Annotated in this window: 13 protein-coding genes and 1 tRNA gene; 10 read left to right on the forward strand and 4 right to left on the reverse strand. The window is 40.2% G+C overall.

The window, feature by feature from the left end; translation table 11 throughout:
- Positions 1 to 48 precede the first annotated feature (48 nt).
- Positions 49 to 417 carry a lactoylglutathione lyase gene (gloA, locus tag IGI66_RS05740; RefSeq protein ID WP_086304381.1) on the reverse strand — a complete coding sequence of 123 codons (369 nt, stop codon included), beginning with the start codon at positions 415 to 417 and terminating at the stop codon, positions 49 to 51.
- 139 nt (positions 418 to 556) lie between these two features.
- Between gloA and IGI66_RS05745 the strand changes: the two genes are divergently transcribed.
- Complete coding sequence (locus IGI66_RS05745; RefSeq protein WP_010781128.1) at positions 557 to 1,000, forward strand: NUDIX hydrolase; 444 nt, start codon at positions 557 to 559, stop codon at positions 998 to 1,000.
- A 21-nt stretch (positions 1,001 to 1,021) separates the two neighbouring features.
- Here IGI66_RS05745 and IGI66_RS05750 read toward each other — a convergent pair whose 3' ends face one another.
- Together IGI66_RS05750 and IGI66_RS05755 are read right to left on the reverse strand one after the other, a co-directional pair.
- Positions 1,022 to 2,371 (reverse strand): HD domain-containing protein, encoded by a 1,350-nt coding sequence (locus IGI66_RS05750; RefSeq protein WP_010781127.1) that lies wholly within the window; start codon positions 2,369 to 2,371, stop codon positions 1,022 to 1,024.
- The gene (locus tag IGI66_RS05755; protein ID WP_431388983.1) at positions 2,361 to 3,170 is read right to left on the reverse strand and encodes a lipoate--protein ligase family protein; all 810 of its coding nucleotides are present in this window, start codon (positions 3,168 to 3,170) and stop codon (positions 2,361 to 2,363) included. Before IGI66_RS05755 ends, IGI66_RS05750 begins: the two co-directional genes overlap by 11 nt.
- A gap of 144 nt (positions 3,171 to 3,314) precedes the next feature.
- On the opposite strand from IGI66_RS05755, the gene IGI66_RS05760 reads away from it, so the two are divergent.
- The 3 genes from IGI66_RS05760 (at position 3,315) to IGI66_RS05770 (ending at position 5,808) form a co-directional block, all read left to right on the forward strand.
- On the forward strand, positions 3,315 to 3,749 hold the full coding sequence (locus tag IGI66_RS05760; protein WP_010781125.1) for a DUF1934 domain-containing protein: 435 nt from the start codon (positions 3,315 to 3,317) through the stop codon (positions 3,747 to 3,749).
- A 73-nt stretch (positions 3,750 to 3,822) separates the two neighbouring features.
- Entirely contained in the window at positions 3,823 to 4,431 is a 609-nt protein-coding gene (gene rpoE / locus IGI66_RS05765; protein ID WP_010781124.1) for a DNA-directed RNA polymerase subunit delta, read from the forward strand.
- Positions 4,432 to 4,548: 117 nt separating this feature from the next.
- Complete coding sequence (locus IGI66_RS05770; RefSeq protein ID WP_438847991.1) at positions 4,549 to 5,808, forward strand: cytochrome P450; 1,260 nt, start codon at positions 4,549 to 4,551, stop codon at positions 5,806 to 5,808.
- Between the two features lie 423 nt (positions 5,809 to 6,231).
- Here IGI66_RS05770 and IGI66_RS05775 read toward each other — a convergent pair.
- Positions 6,232 to 6,303, reverse strand: a tRNA-Arg gene (locus tag IGI66_RS05775).
- A 52-nt stretch (positions 6,304 to 6,355) separates the two neighbouring features.
- Here IGI66_RS05775 and rpoN point away from each other — a divergent pair.
- The 6 genes from rpoN (at position 6,356) to eno (ending at position 13,555) form a co-directional block, all read left to right on the forward strand.
- Positions 6,356 to 7,663: an RNA polymerase factor sigma-54 gene (gene rpoN / locus IGI66_RS05780; protein WP_438847993.1), complete on the forward strand. Its 1,308-nt coding sequence runs from the start codon at positions 6,356 to 6,358 to the stop codon at positions 7,661 to 7,663.
- Positions 7,664 to 7,838: 175 nt separating this feature from the next.
- Positions 7,839 to 8,882: a sugar-binding transcriptional regulator gene (locus IGI66_RS05785; RefSeq protein ID WP_010781121.1), complete on the forward strand. Its 1,044-nt coding sequence runs from the start codon at positions 7,839 to 7,841 to the stop codon at positions 8,880 to 8,882.
- Between the two features lie 35 nt (positions 8,883 to 8,917).
- Positions 8,918 to 9,919, forward strand: coding sequence for a type I glyceraldehyde-3-phosphate dehydrogenase (gap, locus tag IGI66_RS05790; protein WP_010781120.1), 1,002 nt, complete (start codon positions 8,918 to 8,920; stop codon positions 9,917 to 9,919).
- Positions 9,920 to 10,075: 156 nt separating this feature from the next.
- Positions 10,076 to 11,266 carry a phosphoglycerate kinase gene (locus IGI66_RS05795; RefSeq protein WP_010781119.1) on the forward strand — a complete coding sequence of 397 codons (1,191 nt, stop codon included), beginning with the start codon at positions 10,076 to 10,078 and terminating at the stop codon, positions 11,264 to 11,266.
- A 107-nt stretch (positions 11,267 to 11,373) separates the two neighbouring features.
- On the forward strand, positions 11,374 to 12,129 hold the full coding sequence (gene tpiA / locus IGI66_RS05800; RefSeq protein ID WP_086304373.1) for a triose-phosphate isomerase: 756 nt from the start codon (positions 11,374 to 11,376) through the stop codon (positions 12,127 to 12,129).
- Between the two features lie 112 nt (positions 12,130 to 12,241).
- Positions 12,242 to 13,555 carry a phosphopyruvate hydratase gene (gene eno, locus IGI66_RS05805; protein WP_086304371.1) on the forward strand — a complete coding sequence of 438 codons (1,314 nt, stop codon included), beginning with the start codon at positions 12,242 to 12,244 and terminating at the stop codon, positions 13,553 to 13,555.
- The last annotated feature ends 37 nt before the right edge of the window (positions 13,556 to 13,592 follow it).

Consider the following 13,592-nt stretch of genomic DNA (forward strand, 5'->3'; position numbering starts at 1 on the left):
AAACACAAAAAAGACCAACTCTGTATATCAGAAAGTTGGTCTTTTTTTCTAGCGGATCACTTCTATTTTGTAGCCGTCAGGATCAGTAATAAAGTAATAAGATGGATCTGTTCCAGGTAAGCCTTTCATGTCAGTAATGGTAAATCCTTTGTCTTTATGCTCAGCATGAAGCCCTTCGATATCTTCTGAACGAATCGCGATATGACCATAGCCGTCTCCTAAATCATAAGCTGCATGATCATAGTTGTAGGTTAATTCTAATTCATAGTCATCCCCTGGTAAAGTTAAATAAACCAAAGTAAATTTTGAATCAGGAAAATCACGGCGACGAGATTCTTCAAAACCAAAGGCCTCTTGATAGAATTTCACTGAAGCTTCCAAGTCCTTAACGCGAACACATGTATGTGCCATTTTCATAAATAAATACCCTCCTAAATTAAGTAGTAATTTCATCATAACATAAATCAATTATTTGCCAGCAATTATGCTCAGCAGTTGTTTATGAGTTTTTTTTAATGTACACTATCTAGTAAATACATTTTGTAGGAGGACACCGATGATCCCAGTATTTGGCGTGAAGGACGTCGAAAAAAACTATCAAGCACGTTATGCAGCTTATGCAATTTTAATGAATGAGGAAAAGGAAATTGCACTTATTCAAGCTCCTAATGGCGCATATTTTTTACCTGGCGGAGAAATCGAAGGAAAGGAAACGAAAGAAGAAGCGATTGCCCGTGAAATGTTAGAGGAATTAGGTTTTACAGTCGTATTATCTGACTATTTAGGACAAGCGGACGAGTATTTCTATTCGCGTCATCGGGAAACCTTTTATTATAATCCAGGCTATTTCTATTCCACGAAGAGTTGGGAAAGAGTTTCTGAGCCTTTAGAAGAAGGAAACAACAGCAGTTGGGAGTCACCGGAAAAAGCAATGGCGTTACTTAAGCGCGGCAGCCATAAGTGGGCAGTAGAAGAATGGTTAAAGAAGAACCCTTTCTGAAAAATCAGAAAGGGTTCTTCTTTAATTGACTAGCGCGCCATTATGGATATGTTTAGCAAATTCTTGGTAATAATCATCAAAAAGATCAGAATTATTACTATCTTGTTGGGTCATTTCTTTTGGGTAGTAAAAACGAATATCCCCTTGTCCTTGACCAGTCAATGCTGAGACCAGTTGACTCGCTCTGGATAATTCAATTAATGAGCCGTCTTTTTGCATCAATTCTATCTGTGTACGATGGCTGCCCTTTTCAGGATGGTACAGATCGTAGGGTAAGTCATAGCTTGAATTGATTGCTGTATAGTAACGGGGATTGAACCCTGCTTTTTCGACTAAGGCCTTCATTTCTACTAACAAAGGATTGTCACTGGAATCAACAGTGATGGATTTTAAGGGTTTGCGATTCAAAAAACGATAAGCCAAATCACTTAAAATCAAATCTTGCTCATCGATCCACTGAGCAAAATACGTATTCAACACGCCATCATCTAGTTTCAGGTAATCTTCTAAGGAGAAATCTGCCTTTAAAAAGGGAATCAACAGTTGAGAATGAAAAGTAAAAATTTCAGCATCCTCTTGATAGAGTTCGTGCGCGCGATCCAATAGATGCTCAAGCAAGACTTCCATTGCACGAGAAACAGGGTGAAAATACACTTGGACATACATTTGATAACGGCTAACGATGTAATCCTCGACGGCGTGCATCCCATTCATTGAAAAGGCGATTCCGCCTTCATACGGACGAATGACCCGAAGGATTCTAGTAAGATCAAAGGTTCCGTACTCTGTTCCTGTGTAATAGGCGTCTCTCAATAGATAATCCATTCGATCAGCATCAATTTGACTGGAGATCATTTGTACCACCTGCGGATTTTCGTAAGTTTTTGTGATAACACTGGCGACTTTTTCCGGGAAGCCTTCTTCGACGTTATTCAAAATTTGAAAAACTTCTGTTTCTGGTGAAGTAATGATGGCTACCGTCAACGCTTCATGATCCGTGTGGAAAATATGCTCAAAGGTGTGAGAATATGGGCCATGTCCGACATCATGGAGTAAAGCTGCACACAAGGCGACCAGTCGATGGGAATCATCCCAGCCGTCTTTTCCATATTTCTCTTGAGAATAATTACGCTGAAAAATGTCACAAATTCGACGTGTAATATCGTATACTCCTAAAGAATGGGAAAAGCGACTGTGTTCGGCACCATGGAAGGTGTAAGAAGTTGTGCCAAGCTGCTTGATTCGTCGCAGTCGTTGTACTTCTTTTGAATTGATCAAATCTAAAATTACTTGGTGTTGAACGTGAATATAATTATGAACTGGATCACGGAAAACTTTTTCCAGCGGCAGCATTTGATTTTTATAACTCATGGAGTACCTCCTGAATAATTTTATTGCGTTGTTGCATGTGTTGGATACGGCGCTGGTAATCCTCCAACAAATAAAAATCGCCCAGAGCAGTTGTCTGGTCTCTATGGGGCATCACTTCTAATAGTTCCTTTTTGACTGAAGCGATGGAAACCTCTGACGGAAAAACATCATTCAGCGTGGTCATGCTATTCGGTTCAACGGGAGGATAATCCACACCAAACTGCTCTTTTAAGCCGCTTTGATAAAAGGCTCGAACTACTTCTCCTCGGATGCGTTGATTTCCGTTAACACTCAAATACATCATGATAGCTACACCTTCTTTGACGCGGCGCTGTGCGATCCCAGCAATTTTTTTTCCATTGATGGAGAGATCATAGTTACCTGGACAATAAGAATCGAACACCTCGCCAATCTCAATGCCCAATTTTCCAAAGGCGGTGCGACTCAACCAATCAGCCATGGTCTGATACCCATCGTCAATCGATGACGCGGCAATAGACTCTTTGGGAAGAATCAAAGAGACATTCAAAATCCCTTCATCACTGATAACCCCTAATCCGCCAGCGTTTCGCAAAAGCAAGCGATACTCTTTTTGTTGAACTGTTTTTAAGGCATCCTCGAGATAGGTGACACGGCTATCTTTCATTCCTAAAATGAGTGTCTTTGGTAATTGCCAAAAATGAATGATCGGCTGAACTTGTTCGCCGCTGAATTCTGTGAGAACATCAGTCAAAGCAAATGGGTTGAACAAATCATTTTCCGGCAGCATTCCTTGGTCAAAAAGCAATGCTTCTTTCATCAAATCTTCCTCTCCTACCATATTTTTCTTCTTATTATAAACAATAATTTGCAAAAACAGGTAATCAAGTCGCTTAAAAAGCAGAAGTAGTTGACAAAAAAAGTAAAACCGACAAAAATATATACTGGAAGGAGTGGAAGCTCTGTGAATATTAATGAAGGCATTCCCGCAAAAATAAACATTCAAACGAAAGTCACTCAAAACAATGAGACAGAAGATTTCGTATTTGATCTCCCCGGACAAGTGGTTAAGATGGGAGATAAGTTGTACATTCGCTATAAGGAAATCCAACCGGATGGCAAAGAAGTTCCAGTAACAGTGAAAGTCACCCCTGATTCACAAGTTCAATTAACACGTGCAGGCGAAGCGCGCATGCGGATGCGTTTTGCGTATCGTGAAAAAATGGAGACCAACTATAAAACTCCGTTTGGAATGTTCGTTATCACGACGTTTGCGACGAAATTACACATTAGTTTGAAAGACCGCCCGTTTTCCGGTGTCATCACGATTGATTACGCTCTATATATGAAGGAAGAAAAAGTCGGCGACTATCAGATGGTCTTAGAATTTACCACCTAATTACAAGAAAGGTTTGCTTTTTATCTTTTGATTTTGTATGATAAGGAGTAGACTTTGAAAGGACGTGTCATACTTGGAACTTAGTATTTTTGATGGTTTGAACAAAGATGAATTGTCAATGATTGAAGTGGCACACGCAATTCTGGAAGAACGCGCAGATGTAATGGATTTTTCGGATCTAGTAAACCAAATCCAAAACTATCTTGGCAAATCAGACAGTGAGATTCGTGATGCATTAGCACAATTTTATACCGATTTGAATATTGATGGAAGTTTTATTTCTCTTGGCGACAATCGCTGGGGATTACGCTCATGGTACGCGATCGACTCGATTAACGAGGAAGTGAACCACGGCTTAGAAGACGACGAAGAGGACACACCGCGTCGTAAGAAACGTAAAAAAGTCAATGCCTTTATCAATGGGGATGAAGATGCGATTGATTACAATGATGACGATCCAGAGGATACCGATTTATTGGCTGAAGATGAAGAAGACGAAATCGACGACGATGACGATGACGATGATGACGAAATCGCAGCATACAACTCTGACTTGCAAGAAATCGGAGCAGATGCTAATGAGGATGACGAAGAAGTTGTCCCTGGCGGAATCGAAGATGATCTAAGCGTGATTGACGATGACGATGATGACGACTTTGATGATGAAGAGGATGAAGAGTAGATCAAATTGATCTACTCTTTTTTTTGTTTTAAATTCATGTTCGCGAGCGCTTCTTTTTGTCCTTTTATGAAAAAGACGATACTATAAAATCATGAATAATAGGAAAAGAGGATGACTATGGAAAAAGTGCCTGAAATAAAAATCAAATTAACAGACGTAACGGAACGATTGGATGAAGGCTATTTATTATTTTCAACCTTACGAGAAGAAGCAAAAGCGCCGGTTGTAAAAGCGCGCTTATTAAACAAAGAAGTCATAGCAGTTTACGGTCAAGAAGCAGCAAAGAAGTTTTATGACCCAAATAATTTTAAACGTGAAGGTGCAATGCCCAAGCTGGTGCTGAAAACGTTGTTTGGTGAAGAAGGTGTCCAAACAATGGATGGACAGTCTCACGAACATAGAAAGACGATTTTTATGAATTTGATGACACCAAAACGGATGGAAGACTATCATCAAATAGTAGATAAGAATTTATCAGAGAAGTTCGATCAACAACACGGGGAATTCGACCTATTCGATCTATCGAAAGATGTTTTGTTCCGATCCATCTGTGAATGGGCAGGCATCGATTTGTCAAAAATACCAAAAGAAGAGGTAGAACAACTTGCAGACTATCAAATTTCAATGATTAGTTCGGCAGTAACAAATCCGGCAACACACATTAAAGGCGTTGAAAATCGGAAAAAATCAGAAAAATGGGCCCAATCGTTGATTGAGGACGCACGCATCCATCCAGTTGCCAATAAAGAAGAAGTGGCTCTTTATGCTTTTGCGAATGCTACAGATGAGCAGGGTGAATTATTACCAATCAATGTAGCTGCTGTGGAATTACTGAATGTGATTCGTCCGACCGTCGCGTTGACCGTCTGGATTGCTTTGATGGGCCATGCGCTATTTAGCCGTCCAGATATCTATCAACGGCTCCGAGCAGAATTCACTCAATTGCAAGATTCCTTTATACAGGAGATGCGGCGTTACTATCCGTTCTTTCCGATGCTGCCAGCTTTTGCAACGAAGGATGTGGAAATCGATGGGTATAGGATACCGAAAGACAGTTGGGTAGTTTTGGATCTCTACGGGACAAATCATGATGAACGTTCCATGGAATCTCCTGAAGTATTTCGTATCTCTCGTTATTTGGGTAAAGAAAAGCACATTTCTTATGATGAGGAATATGAGATGATTGCTCAAGGCGGGGGTAAATTTGAGGCGATGCATCGCTGTGCGGGAGAATGGATCACGCTTCATACATTGCGTGTTTTTTCTGATCAACTCGTTAATAAATACGAATTTTCAGTTCCCGATCAAGACTGGTCGATCCCTATGAATCAGTTTCCGACATTTCCAAACAGTAAAGCATTAGTGCTGAAGAAATAAACGTTAGGACCTCTTTGTTTTATCAGAGAGGTCCTATTTATTTTGGACCCTTTAAAAAAGATTTACAAAGGGCAACACCTACACCTGCTTTGAAAAATAGTAATTCAGCTAATTTTTACTAAGCAAGCGAAGATTGAGATCCTGGGTAAATGGAAAGTCTTTTTGAAAAAAACTTTTCGAATATAAAGTCTATCGATAAAATACTTTCTAAATGAAAAGTCAAAAGTCTTTTAGCTTTCCATTTGAGTAAGCTCTATTGTGAGTTTTTCGTTGTTCAAGGAAGGCACTTTTTAGAAAAGATAAAAGGGATAAAATTGATATGTATTAGGTAAAAACGTATAATGAATGTTATAGAGGGCAAATTGTGTAATGGAAATTTGCAAAAAAAGAGACACCTCTTAAAAAAGAAGTGTCTGAAATGTATGCGCCCTGAGGGAATCGAACCCCCGTCTCAAGAACCGGAATCTTACGTGATATCCACTACACTAAGGGCGCAAGCACGATTATTAGTTTAGCATACTATTTTAAAAAAACAAGGGGAAAGTATATGAAGTTTCAACAAGGTTATTCGCAAAAACAACAACAAACGCAAAAATTGGCGATGACTCAAGAGTTGCAGCAAGCCATTCGAATACTACAATTTAATACTGAAGAGCTGCAGGACTACGTTGAAACAGTCTCTTTAGAGAATCCGCTGATTGAAGTAATTCCTCCCAAAATCCAAAGTGACTTGATGCAGATGCATAACGGAGGCGGAGTGATCAAAGAAGAGTCTTTCTTTCAGATCGCAGATCATCCATTTTCTTTGTTTGAGCATTTGATCAATCAGATTCATTTGAATTATCGTGATACCTTCATTCGTGAAATCATGCTCGTACTGGTAGAGTCTATTGATGTGAATGGGTATTTAAAAATTGATGAAGAAGAAATCAAAAAGGAACTAAAGGCGACAGACATCCAATACCTCGATGCGCTGACCCTTTTGCAGCAGTTAGATCCTCCGGGTGTGGGTGCTAGGAATCTACAGGAATGCTTGATGTTGCAAACCGAACAGGACAACTACGCTCCTGATTTAGCGTATCTGCTTTTGGAAGAATCGTTTGATGAAATTGCTAAAAGAAAGTTTGAACAAATCGCAAAAAAATATCGTATTAGTTTACCGCAAGTTCAAGAAATTTTAGACTATATTCGTAGCTTGAATCCATTTCCGGGAGCAAGCTTTGGCGGACAAGATTCCAATTTCATCATTCCTGATCTCACATTAGTTAGAAGAGAAGACCGCCTGGTGGTATTGTCCAATAAACGTGGGCAGCTGCGTTTGAATTTCCAAGAGAATTACTTCAACCGGTTGAAACAACAAGCAGATGAAGAAACGGCAGCTTACTTAAAAGAGAAGCTGCAACAATTTGAATGGTTGAATAAAACGCTGGGTCAGCGTAAGGACACCATATTAGAAGTTGGAAAAATCATCGTGCAGCATCAAGCATCGTTCTTTGAAGAAAAACAAGGGGCGCTAAAGCCATTGATGCTAAAGGACATCGCGAAACAACTGGAAGTACACGAGTCAACAATCAGTCGCGCCGTCAACGGAAAATATATTGAAACAGACTTCGGTGTGTTTGAATTAAGAAGCTTCTTCGTCAATAAGGTCAACGATGAGGACACGTCAGCGGATGGGGTCAAACAGTTGATTGCTTCATTAGTTGATGATGAGGATAAGCGCAAGCCGTTGTCCGATCAGAAAATTGTTGAATTACTTGCTGAGAAGGATCAAAAAGTATCCCGGCGGACCGTCGCAAAATATCGGGATGCATTGAAAATTCCCAGCTCATCGAAAAGAAAACGTTTTGATTAAGCCAGGTAAAAAAACTTGGCTTTTTCCTTGCGTAAAAGGCTTAAAACTGATACACTTTGTCATGTAAGAAATGAACAAATTTCAAAAAATAATTTGAATTTCTTACCTTTTTTTTAAAATTCATGGGTCGCTAAAAGTCTATGAGGGACTACTTAAGTCCAACGGAGGAATTCCTTTGTTAAGTGAATTAAGAGTACTTGAAGCAATCGCCCCTGATGTCTTAGAGGTTGTTAAAAAGAGATACCGCATTATGCAAAATATTTTTTGGATGCAACCCATCGGTCGGAGAAACTTGGCTGATTCATTAGGTCTCACTGAGCGTGTATTAAGAAGTGAGACAGAGTATCTTCGAGATCAGCGTTTGATTGATGCAACAAAGAGCGGCATGTTACTAACTGAAAAGGGCGAAGGGTTATTACAACATCTAGAACTTTTGATGGAACAATTCACCGGCATGGATCAGTTGGAAAAGCAGCTTGCTTCACTTTTTAGCATTGAGCGATGTTTGATTGTTTCTGGTAACAGTGATGAACAGGGGAAAGTAATCGGGGAATTTGGCGAGTTGGTTGATGAGGCACTACAGCGTCAACTTCCAGATGGCCGAAATATTATTGCCGTAATGGGTGGTACAACGATGGCCGAAGTTGCCAGACATGTCAGCCCGTTAGAAACAGCAAAACGTCACAATCTTTTTGTTCCAGCTAGAGGAGGTATCGGTGAAGCGGTATCGATCCAAGCCAACTCAGTGAGCGCCTTGATGGCAGCAAATGCTCATGGGGAACACCGTGCGTTGTATGTTCCAGAACAACTCAGTGAAGAAGCTTATCACACATTGCTAAAAGAGCCTTCAATTAGAAGTGTTTTAGCGATGATCAAGGAGGCCAACTGTGTTGTACACAGTATTGGTCGTGCTTTGCACATGGCAGCCAGAAGAAAAATGTCTGAAGACGAAATTATTCGTTTGAAGCAAAAAAATGCTGTCGCAGAATCATTTGGTTACTTTTTTGACGAAAATGGAGCAATCGTTCATAAAGTGCCACGCATCGGTTTGTCATTAGAAGACATTCAAAAGATGCCTACGGTTCTCGCCGTGGCTGGTGGAAAAAGTAAAGTAAAAGCCATCACCGCGTATATGAAAAATGCTCCCAAACAAACGTGGCTCATCACAGATGAAGCCGCCGCAAATGAGATTTTAAAAGGGATATCCCCTTTAAAATAAATATATTTTTTGATTCCATAAGGAGGAAATCTTAAATGACAGTAAAAGTTGGAATTAACGGATTTGGACGTATCGGACGCTTAGCATTCCGCCGTATCCAAGATGTAGAAGGATTGGAAGTTGTAGCTATCAACGACCTAACAGACGCTAAAATGTTGGCTCACTTGTTAAAATATGATACAACTCAAGGTCGCTTTAACGGAACTGTTGAAGTTCATGAAGGTTCATTCAACGTGAACGGCAAAGAAGTTAAAGTTCTTGCTAACCGCAACCCTGAAGAATTACCTTGGGGAGAACTAGGAGTAGATATCGTTTTAGAATGTACTGGATTCTTCACTTCTAAATCTGCTGCTGAAAAACACTTAACAGCTGGTGCTAAACGTGTTGTTATCTCAGCTCCTGGTGGTAACGATGTTCCAACAATCGTTTATAACACTAACCATGAAACTTTAACTGGTGACGAAACAGTTATCTCTGGTGCTTCATGTACTACTAACTGTTTAGCTCCTATGGCTAAAACTTTAAATGACGAATTTGGTGTTGTTGAAGGATTAATGACAACTATCCATGCTTACACAGGTGACCAAATGACTCTTGATGGACCTCACCCTAAAGGCGACTTCCGTCGTGCGCGTGCTGCTGCAGCAAACATCGTGCCTAACTCAACTGGTGCTGCTAAAGCTATCGGTTTAGTTATCCCTGACTTGAACGGTAAATTAGACGGAGCAGCTCAACGTGTTCCTATCGCAACTGGTTCATTAACTGAATTAGTAACTGTTCTTAACAAAAAAGTGACTGTTGACGAAGTAAATGCAGCGATGAAAGCAGCAGAAACTGAATCATTCGGTTACAACACTGACGAAATCGTTTCTTCAGATATCGTAGGCATGACTTACGGTTCATTATTTGACGAAACTCAAACTAAAGTAATGACAGTTGGCGACCAACAATTAGTTAAAACTGTTGCTTGGTATGACAATGAAATGTCATACACTGCTCAATTAGTTCGTACTTTAGAATACTTCGCTAAACTTTAAGATTTATTTTAAACGAAAACAACATTGTCTGAAAAAAGGCGGGGAAGCAACGCGCTTCTCCGTTTTTTTCGATGTAAAAGTTATCATTGGCTCTTTTATTAGAAAGAGTTGTATAATAATAAAGATTCAAAAAAAATATTTTGGAGGTTTTCTTTCATGGCAAAAATGACAGTTAAAGATCTTGACTTGAAAGACAAGAAAGTTTTAGTTCGTGTGGACTTCAACGTTCCTGTTAAAGATGGCGTGATTACTGATGACACTCGTATTAAAGCGGCGTTGCCAACAATCAACTACATTTTAGAACAAGGCGGAAAAGCAATTTTGTTCTCTCACCTTGGTCGTGTGAAAACAGAAGAAGACAAAGCAGGCAAATCATTAAAACCTGTTGCTGAACGTTTAAGCGAATTATTAGGTAAAAATGTAACATTTGTACCTGAAACTCGTGGTTCTGATTTGGAAACAGCAATCGCAGACATGAAAGACGGAGACGTAGTTGTCTTTGAAAACACTCGTTTCGAAGATATCGACGGCAAAAAAGAAAGCGGAAATGATGCTGAACTTGGTAAATACTGGGCTTCATTAGGCGATGTATTTGTCAACGACGCATTTGGTACTGCTCACCGTGCACATGCCTCTAACGTAGGTATCGCTTCTACTGGAATTCCAACTGTTGCTGGATTCTTGATGGAAAAAGAAATCAAATTCATCGGCGAGGCTGTTGAAGAACCTAAACGTCCTATGGTAGCTATCCTAGGCGGCGCGAAAGTTTCTGACAAAATCGGCGTAATCAAAAACTTGATTCCTAAAGCTGACAAAATTTTGATCGGTGGCGGAATGACGTATACATTCTACAAAGCTAAAGGCATGGAAATCGGTAACTCATTAGTAGAAGCTGACAAAGTGGACTTAGCAAAAGAATTGATCGAAGCTGCTGGCGACAAATTAGTATTGCCAGTTGACTCAATCACAGCGGCTGAATTTTCAAACGATGTACCAACTGAAGAACACACTGGTGATGTTCCTGTTGGACAAATGGGTCTTGACATTGGGCCAGAATCAATCGCTTTGTTTGCTCAAACATTAGAAGGCGCGAAAACAGTTGTATGGAACGGACCTATGGGTGTGTTCGAAATGAGCAACTTTGCTCGTGGAACAATCGGTGTTTGTGAAGCCATCGCTAACTTAAAAGACGCAACTACAATCATCGGTGGTGGGGATTCTGCAGCTGCAGCTGAACAACTTGGCTTTGCTGACAAATTCACTCACATTTCAACTGGTGGCGGTGCAAGTCTTGAGTTATTAGAAGGTAAAGAATTACCTGGTCTTGCAGCAATCAACGATAAATAATCTGAGCGAAACAGGCTACACTGCTTTTTCGTAATCAATTGAAAAGAATGTTTTATCTTTTTGATTTGATAACGAGTGGCAAGAAAATGAAAAAGGAGCTTTTCTAAATGCGTAAACCCATTATTGCTGGTAACTGGAAAATGAACCTAACTGCTTCAGAAGCAAAAGACTTTGCTGAAGCAGTAAAAAACAATGTTCCTGCGAACGATAAAGTAGATTCAGTCATTGGATCACCTGCTTTATTCTTGCAAGAATTAGTTGAAGCAGCAAAAGGCACTGACTTAAAAATCTCTGCTCAAAACTGCTACTGGGAAAATGCTGGAGCGTTCACTGGTGAAACTTCACCTGCTGCTTTGGCGGATCTTGGTGTGGAATATGTCATCATCGGCCATTCAGAACGTCGTGAATACTTCCACGAAACAGACGAAGAAATCAACAAAAAAGCCAAAGCGATCTTCGCAAACGGCATGTTGCCAATCCTTTGCTGTGGCGAGTCTTTAGAAACGTATGAAGCTGGCAAAACAGCTGAATGGATCGAAGGACAAATCAAAGCTGGTTTAGCTGATCTTTCTGCTGAACAAGTTTCAAGCATGGTTATTGCTTATGAACCAATCTGGGCGATCGGTACTGGTAAATCTGCTGACGCACAAATCGCTGACGAAATCTGCGGCGTTGTTCGTTCAACAGTTGAAGGTATCTACGGCAAAGAAGTTTCTGAAGCTGTTCGTATCCAATACGGCGGTTCTGTGAAACCAGAAAACATTGCGGAATACATGGCTAAAGAAAACGTTGACGGCGCTTTAGTTGGCGGAGCCAGCTTAAAAGCTGATTCATTCTTAGCATTATTAGAAGGCGCAAAATAATTTTTTATAGAAAATTGCTGCTTTTGTTTGCAACTGTCAGCAATTTTCACTAATATTGGTTATAAGGGCTTTTAGCCCTTTAATAAAACAAATTTTAAAGGAGAGACAAAACATGTCAATTATCTCAGACGTTTACGCACGCGAAGTCCTAGACTCACGTGGTAACCCAACAATCGAAGTAGAAGTTTATACAGAAGACGGCGCATTCGGCCGCGGTATGGTTCCTTCAGGTGCTTCAACTGGTGAATACGAAGCCGTTGAATTACGTGATGGCGACAAAGCTCGTTACGGCGGTAAAGGTGTTACTAAAGCAGTTGATAATGTAAACAATGTTATCGCTGAAGCAATCATCGGATACGACGTACGTGACCAAGCTGCTATTGATGCTGCTATGATCGAATTAGATGGCACTCCTAACAAAGGTAAATTAGGTGCGAACGCTATTCTTGGTGTTTCTATCGCCGTTGCCCGTGCAGCTGCTGACTTCTTAGAAATCCCATTGTACAACTACCTTGGCGGATTCAATACTAAAGTTTTGCCTACTCCTATGATGAATATCATCAATGGTGGATCACATGCTGATAACTCTATCGACTTCCAAGAATTTATGATCATGCCAGTTGGCGCTCCTACATTCAAAGAAGCGTTACGTTATGGTGCAGAAGTATTCCACGCTTTAGCTTCAATCTTAAAAGCTAAAGGTCTTGCTACTTCAGTTGGTGACGAAGGTGGATTCGCTCCTAACCTTGGTTCTAATGAAGAAGGTTTCGAAGTAATCATCGAAGCGATTGAAAAAGCTGGCTATGTACCTGGTAAAGACATCGTTCTTGCTATGGATGCTGCTTCTTCTGAATTCTACGACAAAGAAAAAGGTGTTTACGTTTTAGCTGACTCAGGCGAAGGCGAAAAAACAACTGAAGAAATGATCGCATTCTACGAATCATTAGTTGCTAAATACCCAATCATCTCAATCGAAGACGGCTTAGACGAAAACGATTGGGAAGGTACTAAGAAATTAACTGAAGCTTTAGGCGATAAAGTTCAATTAGTTGGTGACGACTTGTTCGTTACAAACACTGAAAAATTAGCTAAAGCAATTGATATGGGTGTTGCGAACTCAATCCTTATCAAAGTTAACCAAATCGGTACATTAACTGAAACTTTCAATGCTATCGAAATGGCTAAAGAAGCTGGCTACACTGCAGTTGTATCTCACCGTTCTGGTGAAACAGAAGATTCAACAATCTCTGATATCGCTGTAGCAACAAACGCTGGTCAAATCAAAACTGGTTCTCTTTCACGTACTGACCGTATTGCTAAATACAATCAATTATTACGTATCGAAGACCAATTGGGTGATGTTGCAGAATACAAAGGAATCAAATCTTTCTACAACTTAAAAAACAACCCATTCATCGGTAAATAATTACGGATACTAAAAGAGCTGCGAGGATTTTCCTCGC

The sequence above is a fragment of the Enterococcus sp. AZ048 genome (assembly GCF_051715125.1).
GTDB classification, from domain to species: Bacteria; Bacillota; Bacilli; order Lactobacillales; family Enterococcaceae; genus Enterococcus_A; species Enterococcus_A gilvus.